20 protein-coding genes are annotated in these 17,588 nt (G+C 69.4%); 9 read left to right on the forward strand and 11 right to left on the reverse strand.

The window, feature by feature from the left end:
* Positions 1–50 precede the first annotated feature (50 nt).
* Both F0L68_RS00005 and recD2 read left to right on the forward strand, forming a co-directional pair.
* Positions 51–1,823 (forward strand): acyl-CoA dehydrogenase family protein, encoded by a 1,773-nt coding sequence (locus F0L68_RS00005; RefSeq protein ID WP_149847268.1) that lies wholly within the window; start codon positions 51–53, stop codon positions 1,821–1,823.
* A gap of 22 nt (positions 1,824–1,845) precedes the next feature.
* Positions 1,846–4,062, forward strand: a complete 2,217-nt coding sequence (recD2, locus tag F0L68_RS00010) for an SF1B family DNA helicase RecD2 (protein WP_149847269.1) — start codon at positions 1,846–1,848, stop codon at positions 4,060–4,062.
* Here the strand turns inward: recD2 and F0L68_RS00015 are convergent.
* The gene (locus tag F0L68_RS00015; protein WP_149847270.1) at positions 4,013–4,276 is read right to left on the reverse strand and encodes a hypothetical protein; all 264 of its coding nucleotides are present in this window, start codon (positions 4,274–4,276) and stop codon (positions 4,013–4,015) included. The genes recD2 and F0L68_RS00015 overlap by 50 nt on opposite strands.
* Before the next feature lie 126 nt (positions 4,277–4,402).
* Between F0L68_RS00015 and F0L68_RS00020 the strand changes: the two genes are divergently transcribed.
* Both F0L68_RS00020 and F0L68_RS00025 read left to right on the forward strand, forming a co-directional pair.
* Positions 4,403–5,242 carry a helix-turn-helix domain-containing protein gene (locus tag F0L68_RS00020; protein ID WP_149847271.1) on the forward strand — a complete coding sequence of 280 codons (840 nt, stop codon included), beginning with the start codon at positions 4,403–4,405 and terminating at the stop codon, positions 5,240–5,242.
* A 15-nt stretch (positions 5,243–5,257) separates the two neighbouring features.
* On the forward strand, positions 5,258–5,467 hold the full coding sequence (locus F0L68_RS00025; protein ID WP_149847272.1) for a DUF397 domain-containing protein: 210 nt from the start codon (positions 5,258–5,260) through the stop codon (positions 5,465–5,467).
* A 6-nt stretch (positions 5,468–5,473) separates the two neighbouring features.
* On the opposite strand, the gene F0L68_RS00030 is transcribed toward F0L68_RS00025, so the two are convergent.
* The 3 genes from F0L68_RS00030 to F0L68_RS00040 all read right to left on the reverse strand — a co-directional run bounded on the left by F0L68_RS00030 (position 5,474) and on the right by F0L68_RS00040 (position 7,070).
* Positions 5,474–6,112 (reverse strand): LysE family translocator, encoded by a 639-nt coding sequence (locus tag F0L68_RS00030; protein ID WP_149847273.1) that lies wholly within the window; start codon positions 6,110–6,112, stop codon positions 5,474–5,476.
* 109 nt (positions 6,113–6,221) lie between these two features.
* Positions 6,222–6,455 (reverse strand): S1 RNA-binding domain-containing protein, encoded by a 234-nt coding sequence (locus F0L68_RS00035; RefSeq protein WP_149847274.1) that lies wholly within the window; start codon positions 6,453–6,455, stop codon positions 6,222–6,224.
* 207 nt (positions 6,456–6,662) lie between these two features.
* Positions 6,663–7,070 carry a winged helix-turn-helix transcriptional regulator gene (locus tag F0L68_RS00040; RefSeq protein ID WP_149847275.1) on the reverse strand — a complete coding sequence of 136 codons (408 nt, stop codon included), beginning with the start codon at positions 7,068–7,070 and terminating at the stop codon, positions 6,663–6,665.
* A gap of 83 nt (positions 7,071–7,153) precedes the next feature.
* Between F0L68_RS00040 and F0L68_RS00045 the strand changes: the two genes are divergently transcribed.
* The 3 genes from F0L68_RS00045 to F0L68_RS00055 all read left to right on the forward strand — a co-directional run bounded on the left by F0L68_RS00045 (position 7,154) and on the right by F0L68_RS00055 (position 10,244).
* Positions 7,154–8,017 carry an NAD(P)H-binding protein gene (locus tag F0L68_RS00045; RefSeq protein WP_149847276.1) on the forward strand — a complete coding sequence of 288 codons (864 nt, stop codon included), beginning with the start codon at positions 7,154–7,156 and terminating at the stop codon, positions 8,015–8,017.
* 411 nt (positions 8,018–8,428) lie between these two features.
* The gene (locus F0L68_RS00050; RefSeq protein ID WP_149847277.1) at positions 8,429–9,232 is read left to right on the forward strand and encodes an SDR family oxidoreductase; all 804 of its coding nucleotides are present in this window, start codon (positions 8,429–8,431) and stop codon (positions 9,230–9,232) included.
* 121 nt (positions 9,233–9,353) lie between these two features.
* Positions 9,354–10,244 (forward strand): helix-turn-helix transcriptional regulator, encoded by an 891-nt coding sequence (locus F0L68_RS00055; protein ID WP_149847278.1) that lies wholly within the window; start codon positions 9,354–9,356, stop codon positions 10,242–10,244.
* A 109-nt stretch (positions 10,245–10,353) separates the two neighbouring features.
* On the opposite strand, the gene F0L68_RS00060 is transcribed toward F0L68_RS00055, so the two are convergent.
* Complete coding sequence (locus tag F0L68_RS00060; RefSeq protein WP_149847279.1) at positions 10,354–11,016, reverse strand: SecDF P1 head subdomain-containing protein; 663 nt, start codon at positions 11,014–11,016, stop codon at positions 10,354–10,356.
* 179 nt (positions 11,017–11,195) lie between these two features.
* Positions 11,196–11,765, reverse strand: coding sequence for a TetR/AcrR family transcriptional regulator (locus tag F0L68_RS00065; protein ID WP_149847280.1), 570 nt, complete (start codon positions 11,763–11,765; stop codon positions 11,196–11,198).
* A 99-nt stretch (positions 11,766–11,864) separates the two neighbouring features.
* Here F0L68_RS00065 and F0L68_RS00070 point away from each other — a divergent pair, with 99 nt between their 5' ends.
* Complete coding sequence (locus F0L68_RS00070) at positions 11,865–12,773, forward strand: NmrA/HSCARG family protein (protein ID WP_149847281.1); 909 nt, start codon at positions 11,865–11,867, stop codon at positions 12,771–12,773.
* Positions 12,774–12,866: 93 nt separating this feature from the next.
* Here the strand turns inward: F0L68_RS00070 and F0L68_RS00075 are convergent, their stop codons facing one another.
* From F0L68_RS00075 to F0L68_RS00095, 5 genes are all read right to left on the reverse strand, one after another.
* The gene (locus F0L68_RS00075; RefSeq protein ID WP_149847282.1) at positions 12,867–13,799 is read right to left on the reverse strand and encodes an NADP-dependent oxidoreductase; all 933 of its coding nucleotides are present in this window, start codon (positions 13,797–13,799) and stop codon (positions 12,867–12,869) included.
* 186 nt (positions 13,800–13,985) lie between these two features.
* A complete protein-coding gene (locus F0L68_RS00080) occupies positions 13,986–14,438 on the reverse strand; it encodes a hypothetical protein (RefSeq protein WP_149847283.1) in 453 nt (150 codons plus the stop codon).
* Between the two features lie 175 nt (positions 14,439–14,613).
* Entirely contained in the window at positions 14,614–15,342 is a 729-nt protein-coding gene (locus tag F0L68_RS00085; RefSeq protein ID WP_149847284.1) for a TIGR04222 domain-containing membrane protein, read from the reverse strand.
* A 141-nt stretch (positions 15,343–15,483) separates the two neighbouring features.
* The gene (locus F0L68_RS00090; RefSeq protein ID WP_149847285.1) at positions 15,484–16,518 is read right to left on the reverse strand and encodes a gamma carbonic anhydrase family protein; all 1,035 of its coding nucleotides are present in this window, start codon (positions 16,516–16,518) and stop codon (positions 15,484–15,486) included.
* 11 nt (positions 16,519–16,529) lie between these two features.
* Positions 16,530–16,835, reverse strand: coding sequence for a GNAT family N-acetyltransferase (locus F0L68_RS00095; RefSeq protein ID WP_149847286.1), 306 nt, complete (start codon positions 16,833–16,835; stop codon positions 16,530–16,532).
* Between the two features lie 117 nt (positions 16,836–16,952).
* On the opposite strand from F0L68_RS00095, the gene F0L68_RS00100 reads away from it, so the two are divergent.
* Positions 16,953–17,564, forward strand: a complete 612-nt coding sequence (locus F0L68_RS00100) for a TetR/AcrR family transcriptional regulator (protein ID WP_223198366.1) — start codon at positions 16,953–16,955, stop codon at positions 17,562–17,564.
* Positions 17,565–17,588: the final 24 nt, after the last annotated feature.

The following is a 17,588-nucleotide window of genomic DNA, read 5'->3' on the forward strand; positions in this document are numbered from 1 at the left end:
AGATCTTCAGGACACTTCTAGGACGTGTCCGTGGCGCTGACCTGCCGGGCATGTTACTGACTGGTAGCCTTCCGCCGAGCCTCGCCGAGACTCCAGGACGGAAGGACACCACGGTGCTGTTCCACCCCAACACCTACGACCCCCAGCACCTGGACGCGGAGTCCCGGCGGCTGCTGCGGGCGGTCATCGACTGGTTCGAGGAGCGCGGCAAGCGCACGCTCATCGCCGACGACCTCGACCGCGCCTGGTACGCGGACTTCCTCGAGTTCGCGCGGCGGGAGAAGCTGTTCGCCACCTTCCAGACGCCGGCCGCCGAGGGCGGCGGCGACCCGAACAAGCGTTGGGACACCGCGCGCAACGCCGCGCTCAGCGAGATCCTCGGCTTCTACGGCCTCCAGTACTGGTACGCCTGGCAGGTCACCGTCCTCGGCCTCGGCCCGATCTGGATGAGCGACAACGGCAAGGCGAAGGCGCGCGCCGCGGAACTGCTCGACGACGGCGCGGTGTTCGCATTCGGCCTGTCCGAAAAGGACCACGGCGCGGACGTCTACTCAACCGACATGATCCTCACGCCGGACGGCAACGGCGGATTCCGTGCCAGCGGCGGCAAGTACTACATCGGCAATGGCAACGTCGCCGGCATGGTCTCGGTGTTCGGCCGCCGCGCCGACGTCGAGGGCGCGGACGGATACGTGTTCTTCGCCGTCGACAGCCAGCACCCGAACTTCGAGCTGGTGCAGAACGTCGTGGCGACACAGATGTATGTCAGCGAGTTCCGGCTGAACGACTATCCGGTGGCCGCCGACGACATCCTGCACGCCGGGCCCGAGGCGTTCAGCGCGGCGCTGAACACCGTCAACGTCGGCAAGTTCAACCTCTGCACCGGCTCGATCGGCATCAGCGAGCACGCCTTCTACGAGGCGATCACGCACGCGCACAACCGCGTCCTGTACGGCAGGCGCGTCACCGAGTTCGGCCACGTGCGGCAGAACTTCGTGGACGCCTACGCGCGGCTGCTCGCGATGAAGCTGTTCAGCGACCGCGCGGTGGACTACTTCCGCTCGGCCGGCCCCGACGACCGGCGCTACCTGCTGTTCAACCCGGTGACCAAGATGAAGGTCACCACCGAGGGCGAGCGGGTGATCGACCTGCTGTGGGACGTCATCGCGGCCAAGGGGTTCGAGCGCGACACCTACTTCCGCATGGCCACCAGGGAGATCCGCGGGCTGCCCAAGCTGGAGGGCACCGTGCACGTGAACCTCGCGCTGGTGCTCAAGTTCATGCCCAACTACCTGTTCGCGCCGAGCGAGTACCCGGCCGTGCCGACCAGACACGACCCGGCCGACGACGAGTTCCTGTTCCGGCAGGGGCCCGCGCGCGGCCTCGGCGGCGTCACCTTCCACGACTGGCAGGCCGCCTACCGGCAGTTCGCCGACGTGCCGAACGTGGCGCTGTTCCACGAGCAGGCGCGCGGCCTGCTGACGCTGCTGCGCGACGCGGCGCCCGACGAGGGGCAGCAGGCCGACCTCGACTTCCTGCTCAACCTCGGCCACCTGTTCACGCTGGTGGTCTACGGCCAGTTGATCCTGGAGCAGGCCGAGCTGACCGGGCTGCACCGCGACGTGCTCGACCAGCTCTTCGACGTGCTGGCGCGGGACTTCTCCGGCTACGCGGTCGCCCTGCACGGCAAGGCGTCTTCGACGGATGCCCAGCAGTCCTGGGCACTGGCGCACGTCCGCAAGCCCGTCGTGGACGCTGAGCGGTTCGACCGCGTGTGGCAGCAGGTCGCCGCGCTGTCGGGGGCCTACGAAATGCGCGCATAGCACCGTGTGGTAAGCAACAGCGGTGACCGCGAAGGAACCGTTCCAGCATGCCGTGCTCGAGGCCGTGCTGGAGCGGATCACCTTCGCCAACGAGGAAACCGGCTACACCGTGGCCAAGGTCGACACCGGACGCGGGGGTGGCGACCTGGTCACGGTCGTCGGCGCGCTGCTCGGCGCGCAGCCCGGCGAGTCGATCAGGATGCGCGGCCGCTGGGGCTCGCATCCCCAGTACGGCAAGCAGTTCCACGTCGAGGACTACACGACGGTGCTGCCCGCGACGGTCCAGGGCATCCGCCGCTACCTCGGATCCGGGCTGATCAAGGGCATCGGGCCGGTGCTGGCCGACCGCATCGTCGGGCACTTCGGCGTCGACGCGCTCGACGTCATCGAGCAGACTCCCGAGCGCCTGATCGAGGTGCCCAAGCTCGGCCCCAAGCGCACGAAGCTGATCGCCGACGCGTGGGAGGAACAGAAGGCGATCAAGGAGGTGATGGTCTTCCTCCAGGGCGTCGGCGTGTCCACGTCGCTCGCCGTGCGGATCTACAAGACCTACGCCGACAAGTCCATCGACGTCGTCCGCAAGGAGCCCTACCGGCTGGCCACCGACGTGTGGGGCATCGGTTTTCGCACCGCCGACACGATCGCGAAGGCGGTGGGAATCCCGCACGACAGCCCGCAGCGGATCAAGGCGGGGCTTCAGTTCACCCTCTCCGAGGCGACCTCGGACGGCAACTGCTTCCTGCCGGAGCAGCGGCTCATCGCCGACGCCATCAAGATCCTCCAGGTCGACGCAGGCGCGGTGATCGACTGCCTGGCCGAACTCGTCGTCGAGGAGGGTGTGGTCCGCGAGGAGTTGCCCGGCGAGGACGCCGAGGAGCCCGTGGTCGCGATCTACCTCGTGCCGTTCCACCGCGCCGAGATCTCCCTCGCCGGCCAGCTACTTCGGTTGCTACACAACAAGTCCGACCGCATGCCGGCGTTCGCCTCGGTCGACTGGGACCGGGCGCTCGCCTGGCTGCGCACGCAGACCAGCGCCGACCTCGCCCCGGCGCAGCAGGAGGCCGTGCGACTGGCGCTGACGCAGAAGGTCGCGGTGCTGACCGGCGGTCCCGGCTGCGGAAAGAGCTTCACCGTGCGGTCGATCGTCACGCTGGCGGCGGCCAAGGGCGCCAAGGTGGTGCTCGCCGCGCCGACCGGCCGAGCCGCCAAGCGTCTCACCGAGCTGACCGGCCACGAGGCGTCCACCATCCACCGCCTGCTGGAACTCAGGCCGGGCGGCGACGCGGCGTACGACCGCGACCGCCCGCTGGACGCGGACCTGGTCGTCATCGACGAGGCGTCCATGGTGGACCTGTTGCTGGCCAACAAACTCATCAAGGCAATCCCGCCCGGCGCGCACGTCCTCATGGTCGGCGACGTCGACCAGCTGCCGTCGGTGGGCGCGGGCGAGGTGCTGCGCGATCTGCTCGCCGCCGGCACGCCGATCCCGCACGTGCGGCTCACGCAGATCTTCCGGCAGGCGCAGCAGTCCGGCGTGGTCACCAACGCACACCGCATCAACGAGGGTGAGTTCCCACTGACGGAGGGACTGTCGGACTTCTTCCTGTTCCCGGTGGAGGAGACCGAGGACGCCGCGACGATGACCATCGACGTGGTGGCCAGGCGGATTCCGGCGAAGTTCGGTCTCAACGCGCGCCGCGACGTGCAGGTGCTCGCGCCGATGCACCGGGGGCCCGCGGGTGCCGGCGCGCTGAACACGTTGCTACAGGAGGCGTTGACGCCGCCCCGACCCGACCTACCGGAGCGCCGGTTCGGCGGACGGATCTTCCGGCTCGGCGACAAGGTGACGCAGATCCGCAACAACTACGACAAGGGCGCGAACGGGGTCTTCAACGGGACGCTGGGTGTGGTGATCGCGCTCAACCCCGAGGAGCAGAAGCTGACCGTGCGGACCGACGAGGACGAGGAGGTCGACTACGAGTTCGGTGAGTTGGACGAACTCGTGCACGCGTACGCGATGACCATTCACCGGTCGCAGGGCAGCGAGTACCCGTGCGTGGTGATCCCGGTGACGACGAGCGCGTGGATGATGTTGCAGCGCAACCTGCTCTACACGGCCGTGACGCGCGCGAAGAAGCTCGTCGTGCTGGTCGGTTCGCGCAAGGCCATCGGGCAGGCGGTGCGGACCGTCAGCGGGGGCCGTCGGCACACGGCTCTTGCGTACCGCCTACAGGAGTGAGTGCCAGCAGGCCCGCGCCGAAAGCGTGGATCATGCGGTGCAGACCGGCCCGGCGGAGCACGAGGGTCACCGTCTCGGAGATGCCGAGGATGCTGCTCTCCTGCCCGATGGTCACGGAGACCTCGTCGTCGCCGGTCACCTCCCAGCGGATCGGGGCCCCTTCGGCGATGACGGCGTATGAGCTGACGTGCACGGTGTTGTCGCTGATGAACATGGTTCCCGACCGTAGCCGGAGACGTATCCCGAGGTACATCCCTCGATACGGTGACGCTTGGTGAGCGTGTCGGTGCGGACAGATACGGTGCGTCCGACACATCACAGGGCAGGAACGGAGAACTCGGTGGCCGACCACAGCTGTCCCTCGGCGTTGCGCTGGTTGATCGGAGCCGAGCTGGCGCACTACCGCAACGCGGCGGACCTCTCGCTGGCCGACCTCTCGCGGCTGGTGGAGATCAGCAAGTCGAAGCTCGGCCACCTGGAGAGCGGCCGGCTGAACCAGTACCCGGTCGACATCAGCAAGATCCTCAAGGCGTGCGGCGCGGAACGCCAGGACATCGACCGCTTGAACTCGTTGACGGGTCGCGCCGAGGAAGGTTCCTGGGTGGGTGCGTGGACCGATGTGGTGCCCGACTGGCTGCGGACCATGGTCGGCCTGGAGTCGTTGGCGCGAAACGAGTTCGTCTTCGAACCCATCCTGTTGCCCGGCCTGATCCAGACCGAGAGCTACGCGCGCGAGCTGACCATCGCGGCCAGTCGGGTCCGGCCCGACCACAGCGAACGCCTGGTCGAGTTTCGGATGCAACGCGCTCGACTGCTGAGTAAGGACGAACCGCTGGAGTTGCACGCAGTGTTCAACGAGCAGGCACTGAACCTCCGAGTCGGCGATCAGGAGATCCTGCGTGACCAGTATCTGCATCTGCTGAAGCTCGCCGAACTGCCCAACGTCACGCTCCAGGTCATGCGGCCGGAAGGCGGCCCGCACTCCGCCGTGACCGGGCAGTTCATGCTCCTGGAGTTCGCGGACGCACGCCCCATCTCCTATGTCGAGATGCAGGACGGTGCGGTCTTCGTGAACGACTCCGACCGTGTGCGCACGTATAGCATGAGCACACAGAGCCTGGAGCGAATCGCACTCTCACCGGGCGAGACTTCAGCTCTGATCGAGCGCTTGATCAGGTAGGCCGGAGGAGGCAGCGTGAGCACATCCAAGCCCGCCAGCAACGGAACATGGCGCACCAGTAGCCGCAGCGGCGAGAACGGCAGTTGCGTCGCTGTGCGGTTCCCGACTGCTGGGCCGATTGGCGTTCGCGACTCCAAGAACCCCGACGGCCCGACGCTCAGCTTCGCGGCATCCGAACTGACCGCGTTCCTGACCGCGATCAAGACCGACCGGCTGGTCCCGTAGCCGGAGTCAGTCCTTGCGGCCGGTCATGGCGAGGCTGGCACCGAGGCCGATCATCATCAGGCCGCCGGTACCGCCGATCGCGGCCAACCGGCGCGGCGACCTGGCCAGCCACTCGCGCGCCGTCCCCGCCGCGAACGCGTACACGGTGTCCGACGTCATCGCGATCGCGATGAACACCAGGCCCAGCAGCAACATCTGGAGTGGCACCTGGCCGGCCGACCGGTCCGCGAACTGCGGCAGCACGGCGGACAGGAACACGATGCCCTTCGGGTTGGTGACGCCGACGACGTAGCCCTCGCGCAGCACCCGCCCGGTCCGCGTCGGCGCGGCGGTGGCGCTCAACGACTCGGCGAGCCCGCGCCGATGCCGGATCGCCTGAACCCCCAGGTACACCAGGTATCCAGCGCCGACGACCTTGACCGCCGTGAAGATCGCCGCCGACGCCTGCACCACCGCGCCGACCCCGAACGCGACCGCCGCGACCTGCGTGCAGGCCCCGAGCGCGTTGCCGAGCACGGTGACCAGCGCCGCGCGCCGACCGACGGACAGTGCACGGCTGACCGTGAACAGCACGCTCGGCCCAGGCACGACGATCAGTACGAACGACATCAACCCGAACGCGAGCACGTGGTCCATCGACACCATCTGGCCAGGCTAATCGCACTCACCTGGCGAGAACAGCAGGTATTCGATCTCCCGGCCCTGGAGCGACCGAGGGCGGGCCCACCCCCGGTCACTCACCGCACGGTCGACGTCACGGCCGCGTCAGCCGCAACCGCTGTCCGTCGTTGTCGATCTCGGCGATGCGAACCGACACACTCGCCTCGGCCTCGGGCTGCGGCCTGCTCACGAGCAACCCGTGGACGCCCTGCGAGACCTCGACGAAGGCGCCGAACGGCACGACCTTGACCACTCTTCCGTCGAGGACGTCGCCAACGTCGTGGCGTGCGACGAAATCGCCCCAGACGTCCTGATCCGGACGGGACATGATGATCACCTCCTCTCCTCTGCGAACTCCGACTCGCGGAACGCAGTGGATTCGGCGGGCCACGGGCCCGCCAGGTGATCAAGTACTAGCCGGGTACCCCGTCCGCTTGTGGCACTCGCGCATATGGCAGTTGGCCGACCCGGCAGTCACGCGTCGACCTTAGCCTCAGCGCGACCGGAAACCAATGCCCAGCGCGACTTCCGCTCCTCAGGACTGCTCGGCGTCCCAGCGTTCCCTGGCACCGGCGATGGCGTCCTTGTGCTCGCGCGACCAGTCGGCCAGCGCACGGATCGCCTCCGACAGGCTCCGGCCCGTCTCGGTCAGCCGGTACTCGACCTGCGGCGGAATCGTCGGGTACACGGTCCGCTCGACCAGCCCGTCCCGCCAGAGCCGGCGCGTGGTGAGGGTCAGCATCCGCTGGGAGATCCCGGGAATCGCCCGCTGCAACTCGCGGAATCGGCGTACGCCCTTGGCCAGCTCCACGACGACCAGCACCGTCCACTTGTCACCGATGCGATCCAGCACGTCCCGGATTCCGCAGTCGTCCTCGCCACACGGGCCGACCGCCACCGGCGCGCCGACCTCGGGGGTTACCGCGGTGTGCCCCACTGACATGGATGTGCCTCCTTACCCTCCGCATCGACGCTACCCATGCTGAACCCCGCTACCCAAGCCATGTCAGCGAAGGGACCAGTGTCGTGATTCTCGTTACCGGTGCGTCGGGCGCGCTCGGCGGTCTGATCGTCCGCAGGCTCACCGCCACCGCCCAGGTCGTCGCCGGCACACGGTCGCCGTCGCACCTCGACACCGATGTCCCGGTCCGGGCGGTCGACTTCGACAGGCCCGGCACGCTGACCGAGGCGTTCGCCGGCATCGACGTACTCGTGCTGATCTCGGCGGGCTACGCGGAGGACGACGTCGTCATCGCGCGGCACGACGCGGCCGTCGAGACCGCCGAGCGGGCCGGCGTGCGGCACGTCGTCTACACCAGCCTCGCCGGCTCGGGCGACCACCTCAGCTTCGCGGTCCCGCACCGCTGGACCGAGCGCCGCCTCGCCGCGTCGACCGTGCCGAGCACGATCCTGCGCAACGGCCTCTACGCCGAGCTGATCGGCGCGATCGCCGTGCAGACCACGGTCTCCGACGTGCTCACCGCGCCGTGGGGCGACGGCCGGATCACTGCGGTGGCCAGGGAGGATCTCGCCGACGTCGCGGCGCTGGTCGCCGCCGAGGCGCAGGCCGCCGTTGCCGAGGACCGCAGCAGCCGGCACGCCGGCCGGACCTACGAACTGGACGGTGTGGTGGCCATCGGCGGCGCGGACATCGCCGAGGCGTTGACCAGGACGCTCGGCAGGGAGGTGCGCTACGAGCCCGCCTCGCTCGGCGACACCCGCGCGGCCCTCACCGAGGCCGGCCTGCCGCCGTACCAGGTGGCTCATTCGGTCTCGACGTTCGCGAACCTGACCGCGGGTTTCCTGGCCGGCACGAGGACCGACCTACCCGCCCTGCTCGACGCGGACCCGCGTCTCCCGTTGGACGTGATCGTCGCGGGCAACGCCTGACCGGTCACCGGCGTCCGCCGGCCAGCCACCCCCATGCCCGCGCGCCTGCGGTCAGTGGCGGTTGAGCTGGTCGGCGAGCCGCTGCGCCTCCTGCTGGGTTCAGGGTGTTGTGGACGGTGGAGGTCGATTGGGAACGCGCGTTATGTCGCACCTGGACTCGACGATGCCGGGTCGCAATACAGATCAAGGCAATTGAGAAAGTGATTGTGCAGGAGGGGATTGTGGCCGCGTGAGCCAGCGCACCAGACAAGGGTGGCTCTGACAGTACCTGTATCACCAGGGTCTCCCAGACTTCCGGGACGCCTGTCAACCTGTTTGAGTCCAGCTACACGGAGGAGAAGTAATGGATCCACGGGACCGGACGCGCGACCGTGTCAGCACATGCTTCCCCGGCAGAAGGGACGAAGACCAATGGCGGACAACCAGTTCACCACTCACGCAGACCTTTTCGATCTGAGTGGGAAGTACGCACTTGTCACTGGCGGCACCAGGGGCATTGGGATGATGATAGCGCGCGGCCTACTCCAGGCGGGCGCCCGCGTCGTTATCAGCTCGCGCAACGCAGACACGTGCGCGGAGGCACAGCGTCTACTGTCCGAATTCGGCGACGTTCAAGCAATCCCCGCCGATCTGTCCAGGCATGACGAGTGTCAGCGCCTCGCTGATCTTGTCAAGGTCGACTCGGAACGCCTGGACATCCTCGTCAACAACGCGGGAGCGATGTGGCGCGAGCCGCTGGAGACGTTCCCGGACGAGGCATGGGACGCAGTGATCGACCTCAACCTCAAGTCGCCGTTCTGGCTGGTGCAGGCGCTGCTCCCCGCACTGCGCAGGGCGGGCACCGCCGATGATCCCGCGCGGATCATCAACATCGGCAGTATCGCAGGCATCCACGTCGCCGAGTCGCCCAACTACTCGTACGCCAGCAGCAAAGCGGCACTCCATCAACTCACCAGAGTGCTTGCCAGAGAACTGGGTCCACAGCACGTCACGGTGAACGCGGTAGCCCCGGGACCGTTCCCGTCGCAGATGATGGCGTCCACGCTCGATGCCATCGGCGACACGATCGCGGCGAAGGCCCCTCTGCGCCGGCTCGGCCGCGACGACGACATGGCAGGCATCGCCGTGTTCCTCGCCAGCCGGGCCGGTTCTTACCTCACGGGCACCATCATCCCCATCGACGGCGGCATCGCCACGACCGCATCAGGTACCTAGGCGCGAGGCTTTGCCAGCGGCCTACGGGCGCTCGTGAACATCTCCAAGTCGGGGCTCAACGCAGGCGTTCGGGTACCAGCAGTACCTCCCTTCGCCTGCGGACAGGGACTACGGTGACGAGGTGGCCGCGATCGATCTACGCACTGAGATCAAGGAATTCCTGAGCTCCCGTCGCGCGCGGATCACGCCCGAGCGGGCCAGACTGCCCGCCTACGGCGGCAACCGCCGGGTCAAAGGTCTGCGTCGCGAAGAGGTAGCTCTATTAGCAGGGGTATCGGTCGACTACTACGTGCGCATGGAGCGCGGCAGCCTCGCCGGTGCGTCCGATGGCGTGCTCGACGCGTTGGCCTCTGCCTTGCAACTCGACGAGGCCGAGCGCGACCACCTGTTCCACCTCGCGCGCCAATCCGGGGCGCCCAGCGGTACACGCCGGCGCAGGCCTGCCGTGGCGGTGCGCTCGACGCTGCAACAGGTGCTCGACGCCATCTCCGACGCGCCGGCCTGGATCTGTAACCGACGTTATGACGTGCTCGCCACGAATCAACTTGCCCGCGCGCTGTTCTCACCGGTGCTGGCCGACCCGCGACGGCCCGCGAACACAGCGCGGTTCGTCTATCTAGCTCCCGAGGCGGCCAGAGACTTCTTTGTCGACTACGACCACATTGCCGGTGACGCGGCCGCGAAGCTACGCATGGAAGCCGGCCGCAATCCGCACGACGAGGAGCTGATCGCTCTGGTCGGCGAACTGTCAACGTGCAGTGAGTTGTTTCGGCAGCGGTGGGCATCTCAGGACGTTCGGCTCCACCGGTCCGGACGCAAGCGCGTGCACCATCCGGTGGTGGGCCAGCTCGACCTGGACGTCGAGTCGATGGAGATGCCTGCCGAACCCGGCCTGCTCCTGAACGTCTACACCGCGCCCGCTGGCACGGCGACCGCGGACGGTCTAGCCCTATTGGCGTCGTGGTCGGCTGGCCAGGAGAGGCTAGCGACCGAGATTCAAGCACTCAGCTGATATTCCAACCTTTTCAGTCCGTCTGAGTCCCCAGGGTTCGGGTATCGGCACCGTCGCGAACGGGGGGCAAAGCGTTACGGCACAGGGCCGAGCCGCACGGGTCGAGCGGTCACTTGGCGGTGATCTTGTCGACCAGGCTCCGCGCGTCCTGGCCGACGCCGGTGGTGATCTGCGTGGCACCGCCGACGATCGGCGTGTTGATGCGCGGAGCGGACACCACGAGCGCGCCGACGACGATCGCGACCTGCTCCCCCGTGTTCTTCGTGGTGTAGTCCGCCCAGGTCTTCGTCCCCTGTGCGGTGAAGTTCAGGTCGACGACGTCCTTGCCGTCCTGGCCATGGCCGATCGACACGCTGCTGACCTCGGTGCCGTCGAGGAAGACGGGACCGAGCAGGTACCGGGACCGGCTGTCGGTGTCGCAGGTGACCAGCGGCAGCGCCGGATCGTCATGACCGAGCAGCGGATCGGAGGTCATGCGGGGGCAGTCGAGCTGCTCGAACGACCGCGACTGCGTTGCCGGGTCGGTGCTCTGCCGCTCCGCCTTCACCTGCTCCAGTTGCTGGCCGGGCACCTGCGCGGTGGCGGACATCGAGGGACCGTCGACCTTGAGGACGGGACGCCACTGCAACCGCGCGGTCGCCTTGGCCGCCGGGGCGGCGACCATGGAACTCCCGCTGGCCTGCCCGCCGGTCGACGAGGTGCACCCCGCCGCGCCGACGAGTCCGATCGCGGCGATCGCGAGGATCGCCGTCCTGCGCGCCAAGCCGAGCATCCGCGTTCGCCCCTGAATCCGTAGCCGCTGACAGTCGCGTCGAGTATGCGCCTCGATGACGATCTCGGAGTTCGAAACGACGAACCAGGCGGGCAATGCGCTTTCACCTGCGGCAGTTGCTGGTTCGGGTCAGGCGCGGCGGACCGCGATCCGACCGGCGCAACCTGGCACACTCCGGCTTACCTTCGCAGCCCCTCCATAACCAGGGTCAGGAAGCGGTCGGTGACGTCGGCCTCGCCAGGGACCTGCTCGTTCACCCACGCCAGCGCGGCGGTCAGGGCGAACAGCTCCCCGATGTCGAGGTCGGCACGGATGGTCCCGGCCTCCTGTGCGCGGGCCAGCAGCCGCGCCCCGACCTCGCGCATGGCCAGGCACGCGGCGTGCAGTTCGGAGCCGTCGTCGTGCAGCGCGGCCAGCACCGAGGCCGGCAGGCCTTGGTACGTGGTGGAACCCGTCGCGAAGTCGCGCAGCCAGCTCACCAGAGCGGCGTCGGGCGACGGGTCGGCGAGCAGCCCGTCCGCCTTCGCGCTCAGCTGCTCGAACTCGTTGCGCAGCAAGGCTTCCAGCAGCGCCTCGCGGGTCGGGAAATGCCGGTAGAGCGTGCCGATGCCGACGCCGGCGGTGCGCGCCACGTCGCGCAGCGAGGCCTCCGTGCCGTGTACGGCGAAGACGGCACGGGCCGCGGCCAGCACCCGCTCGTAGTTGCGGCGGGCGTCCGCGCGCATCGCGGGCTCGTCGGTCGTCGCCATTCGTCCCCTCCAGCACCGTTGCCAAGTGGAGCACTGCTCCGTATTGTTCTGGAGCAGTGCTCCGGATCGAGGCCGGAGTCTACCTCCGAAGGAGAACCCATGCCCTCGTCACAGAAGACCGTGCTCGTCACCGGCGCGACCGGCCAGCAGGGCGGCGCCGCCGCGCGGCACCTACTGGCCGGCGGCTGGCACGTGCGCGCCCTGGTCCGCGACGCGCACAGCGCGGCGGCCACCGCGCTGAACGCGCTCGGCGCGGAACTCGTCGTCGGCGACATGGCCGACCGCGCGACCATGGACGCCGCGGCCGAGGGCGCGCACGGAGTGTTCAGCGTGCAACGTGCCACGGACACTCCCCAGGACCGCTCGGAGATCACCCTCGGCGTGAACGTCGCCGACGCGGCCAGGACGGTCGGGGCGCACCTCGTCTACACCTCGGTCGCCGGGGCCGAGCGCGACTCGGGCATCAGCCACTGGGAAACCAAGTGGGAGATCGAGAAGCACATCGGGACGCTCGGCCTGCCCACCACGATCCTGCGCCCGGTCCAGTTCATGGAGAACTACGCGAGCCCGCGGTACGGCATCGGTTCCGGTGTGCTGTCCGGTTTCTTCGGGCCGGACCACCCGTCCCCGCTCGTCGCGGCGGACGACATCGGCGCGTTCGCCGCGCTGGCCTTCGACGATCCGGATCGCTTCGTCGGCCAGGCCATCGAACTCGGCAGCGATACCCCGACTCCGCGTCAGGTGGCGACGGCCATCAGGCGGGCCACCGGGCGCGACATCGCCTTCCACCAGATCACCCTGGCCGACATCGACCAGCTCGTCGCGAGCGGTGGGTACGACGCCGACAACTTCCGGGCGGCGCACGACTTCGCCGCCGTCAAGGGCGGTTGGCGGGTGGACCTGCCGGCGCTGCGCGCGATGTACCCCGGCCTGACCACGTTCGACACCTGGCTGGAACGCGGCGGCGCCGACCGGCTGCGTGCCCTGTTCGCCGCCCAGCCCGCGTGATCAGCGCGGCGGCTCGTCTACCAGCGCGGCATAGACGAGCTGCCGCAGCTCCTGGCACTGCCGTGCGGCCCCGGCCGGCCCCTCGCTTCGGGCTCACACCGTCAGGACGATCTTCCCCTGCGTGCTTCCGCTCTCCACCAGCTCGTGCGCCTTCCCGACCTCCTTGAACGGCAACACATGCTCGACGAACGGCCGCAGCTTCCCCGCCTCGACCAACGCGGTCAGCTGCTCCAACGAGGTGTAGTCGGGCTCGACACCGACGCCGGCGAACCGCAGCCCGGCCGCGCGGGCCTTCGCCGCCAGCTCGGCGTTGCCGTGGTCCACGGCCGTGACGAACACGCCGCCGGGCCGCAGCGACCGAAGCGAGCGCTCGCCGTAGTCCCCGCCGATCACGTCGTACACGACGTCCGCGTCCCGCACCACGTCGGTAAAGTCGACCGCGCGGTAGTCGATCACCTCGTCGGCCCCCAGCTCGCGGACGAAGTTGTGCTTGGCCGCGCTCGCCGTGCCGATCACGTAGGCGCCCCTTGCCTTCGCGATCTGGACCGCGACGTGCCCGACCCCGCCACCCGCCGCGTGGATCAGCACCTTCTGCCCCGCCTCGACCTTGGCGTAGTCGACCAGGCCCTGCCACGCGGTCAGCCCGACCAACGGCAGGGCGGCGGCGTGCGCGTGGTCCAGGTTGGCCGGCTTGCGCGCCAGCATCCGGGACGGCGCGGCGACATACTCCGCGTACCCGTTGGCGGCGCGGGGAAAGAACGGCATCCCGTATACCTCGTCGCCGACCTCGAACCGGGACGCGCCGAGACCGACCTCGGCCACGACCCCGGAGACGTCCCAGCCGAGGGTGAACGGCGGCTCGCCGAGCAGCGGGAACGCCCCTGACCGGATGTATGCCTCAACCGGGTTGACGCTGACCGCGTTGACCCGGACCAGCACCTCGGTGGGCATGGGCTGCGGGCGGTCCACCTCGACGACCTCGAGCACCTCGGGTCCGCCGAAGGACTTCTGCGTGATGGCCAGCATCGCAATGACTCCCTGAACCTCGGTGGCCGAGCGGTCCGCCCGGCCGTGATCACCATCCTGGCGTCTGTACTAACTCCAGTAAAGTAGGCACCTTGAGGATATCCAGGGAACGAATGGATACCGTCACTGACCTGTGGGATTCTCCCGGCCCATCGGAAGGCCGCGTGAAACGGCCCGCCGGAGCCCTCAGCCTCCCGAGAAGATCTGCTGCGACTCCCGGCCCCAGTCGGTGATCGCCTCGCGACCGTTGTGCACCTCGAGGACGATGACGACGTAGCCGAGCACGTCGCCGTCGGTGAGGGTGATCTCCTTGCGGGAGAAGGTGCTCGCGGAGTCGTTGACCGTGATCTCACCGTTGACGAGCTGGTCCCGCTTCGCCTGGTCGAGCGACGCGGTCAGGCTCCTGACCGCGTCCTCGCAGGTCGGTTCCTGCCGCTCGGCCTGGAGCTTCGCCCGGCCGGCGTCCCCGAGCAGGCCGCACGCCTTCGCCGTGTCGCCGGAGCCGATCGCGTGGTAGTACGCCTGAACCGTGGCGCCGTCGCTCTTGAGGAAGGCCTGGCAGCCGCGCGAGATCAGCGACAACCCGACGACGCCGCCCACCACGACGGCCAGCCCGGCAGCGGTCCGCTTCAGCCCCATGTCGAGCCCCCATCCGCTTCGGCGCCGTCACAGGCCGCGCCCGCCCGCCGCTCGACGGGTGCCGATTCTAGGGGCGGGAACGGATCATGAACAGGGTCGTCAATTCCCGCACAAGCCCGAAACGTGACGGTGTGGTGCCGGGGCCGCCGCCCCGACACCACGCCGACCCCCAATCTCACACCGCGATCGGCAGGACCCCGCGAACCTGCGGATCGGGGTGACCGAGAAGCCCGTACAGGGCAACCGACTCGGCGGCGCTCACCGAGTCCCGCAGGCCGATGCGCCGCCGCGCCTGCGTCAACACGTCCTCGCCGAACCTGGTGCGCCGCGCGGCCGGCCGCCACGCCACGGCGACCAGCACCACGGCGGCGAAGCCGAGCGACACCGCGGCCTGGAGCAACAACTCCCGCCCGGTCAACGCCTGCACGACCACCCTGGCGACGCCGACCAGCGTGACGAACGCCAGCGGCAGCAACGCGATCCTGCGGCGCGCCCTGGTCAGCTCCACGCCGGCGAGCAGCCCGAGCTCCGCGAGCCGCGCGCTGATCGCGGCGACCTCCCGGTGGTGCGCAAGTCGGTGCGCCAGCGCAGCGACCGTGCTGTGCGAGCCGCGCCGGACCTCGGCGAGCACCGCGGCCTCGACCCGGCCTGCGCCGTCCCCGGCGGCGGCGCGCAGCACGCCGGCGGGGCCGAACCGCAGCGTGCCCGCGTCGAACAGCCGGCCGACCGCGGCCTCCACGACCCGCGCGGTCCCCCCGGCGAGGCAGGCGAGCTCATCCACGGTGAGCGGCGCGGCTGCCCGGTCGGACCGCAACGGCACGGGCCGACGAAGCACCACGCGCGCCCACTGGAGGGTCGCCACCACCGCCAGCACGTAGCCGACAACGAAGTTGATCCCATCCATGGCCGTCCCTTTCCACGAAGGTGCCTGACCATGGTGTAACTGGGATCACTGTTCAGCGGTGATACTTAACACAGGCTTAGGCTGAATCTGGGCAAGGCTTAGCGCTACCAGCCGGTCGGCCGGCGCTATCGGACAGTTCGGTCAGCGCAACCGGACAAGCGAGCCGAGCGACTGCCTGGTGACGCCCCAGGACGGGACCTGCGGACGTTCGGACAGCGTGCCGACGACCCTGGCGGGGAAGCCGTCGAGCACCGAGCGCTCCGGGAACTCCGCGCGCTGCTTCACGCACGCCCCCGCGCCGATCACCGACTCCCGCCCGACGCGGCTCCAGTCGCACACGATCGCGGCGGGCTCGACGACGGTGCCGGCGCCGATGTGACAGCCGTGAATCATCGAACCTGGCCCGATGACCACATCGTCCTCGATGACCAGTTCGTTGTCCGGCAACAGATGCAGCACGCTGTTCTCCAGGATCTGCACCCGGGCGCCGATGCGGACCGGGCCGTGCGAGTCGCCGATGATCCGGACGCCGCCGCCGATGATCGTGTCCGGTCCGATGTGGACGTCGCCGGTGATTTCCGCGCTGTCCAACAGGATCGCCGAATCGGCGACGACCGGGCTCTTGTCGCGGTGGGAGTACAGGGTTCCCATGGTGGCTCCCGCTGGCACGTTTCCGGTGACCTCGGTCAGTGGCTGGTCGATCAGGTCGAGCTGGTTCTCGCGCAGGCTCGCGATCCGCGCGCGGTCCTCGTCGGTCGCCACCCTGATCAGGTGTCCTGGACGGCCGACGACGACCGAGTTGTCCGGGATGCGCGTGCCGGCCGGGACGAGCGTGCCCTCGCCGAGCACGCAGCCGTCGCCGAGGTGCGCGCCGGGCAGCAGGATCGAGCCGTTGCCGATCTCGCACAGGTTGCCGACGGTCGCGCCGAGCACCTGACAGCGGTGGCCGAACACGGTTCGCTGGCCGATCCGCACCGGATGGTCCGGTGTGCCGACGACGCTGGAGTTCTCCAGCACCGCCGAGTTGTGCCCGACCGTCACCGCGCCGTCGACGGACCGCAGCACGGTGCCCTGCGCGATGATCACGTCCGCGCCGAGCAGGACGGTGCCGAGCACGGCCGCCGAGTCGGCGATCCTGGCGGTGCCGACCTTCGGGGTGCAGTGCGTGAGGCTCATGACCCGTCCCCTCAGTCCGTGACCCTGCTGGCCGGGACGTGGTGCACGAGGTCGGCGTAGTCGGGGTGTTTGTCGATCCAGGCCTTGAAGAACGGGCACACCGGCAGCACCTCGAGCCCGTCGGCGCGCGCCTGGTCCAGCGCCGTGCGGGCCAGCGCGCCGCCGACACCCCTGCCCTCGAAGGCCGGGTCCACCTCGGTGTGGGTGAACACGATCACCCGCTTCGTGCGGTGGTAGGCCGCGAGTCCGGCGTGCGCGCCGTCCACAGTGGCCTCGTAGTGGTTCTGCTCGGGCACGTCCCGCACGTCGACGTCCATCAGCAGCCTCCTCGGTCGCCTCGATCATGCCAGCGCCGCCGAGTTCCGGCCGGTGCGCGGCGGCCGGCGCGGCGTCGGCCGGTCGACCGCCCGGAACCGGACTAGAGTCCCGTTGCTGTGGGTGACGAAGACAGCCAGACGCTGGAAATCGGTCCCGAACCGCGCAGGGAACGGGCGGACGCCGCGCGCAACCGGGCCAGGATCCTGGACGCCGCCGCTGCCCTGTTCGGGCGGCTCGGCGTCGCCGAGGTGTCGATGGACCAGATCGCCGCCGAGGCCGGGGTCGGCAAGGGCACGCTGTTCCGCCGCTTCGGCGACAAGGCCGGGCTGGCCGCCGCGCTGCTGGACGCCCGCGAGCGCGAGCTCCAGCAGGCGATCCTGAGCGGGCCGCCGCCGCTGGGACCCGAGGCGCCGCCCGGGGAGCGGCTGTGCGCGTTCGTGGCCGCCTACGCGGAACTGCTGGAGGCGAGCCTCGACCTGGTGCACCTGTCGGAGACCGCCACCCCCGGCGCCCGCTACCGGATCGGCGCGTACCAGTTCTGGCACCAGCACGTCCGCCTGCTGCTCGCGCAGGCGCGGCCAGACCTGGACGCCGGGTTCCTCGCGCACGCGCTGCTCGCGCCGCTGGCCGCCGACCTGCGCCGCGCGGTGCGCGCGGACTACTCGTTCGAACGGGCGGCCGACGGCGTGGTGGCGCTGGCACGGCTGGTGCTCACGGGACAGGCCTGACCCGGCCCGGTGGCAGTGCCCACC

The sequence above is a fragment of the Solihabitans fulvus genome (assembly GCF_008386585.1).
In the GTDB taxonomy this organism is placed as follows: domain Bacteria; phylum Actinomycetota; class Actinomycetes; order Mycobacteriales; family Pseudonocardiaceae; genus Solihabitans; species Solihabitans fulvus.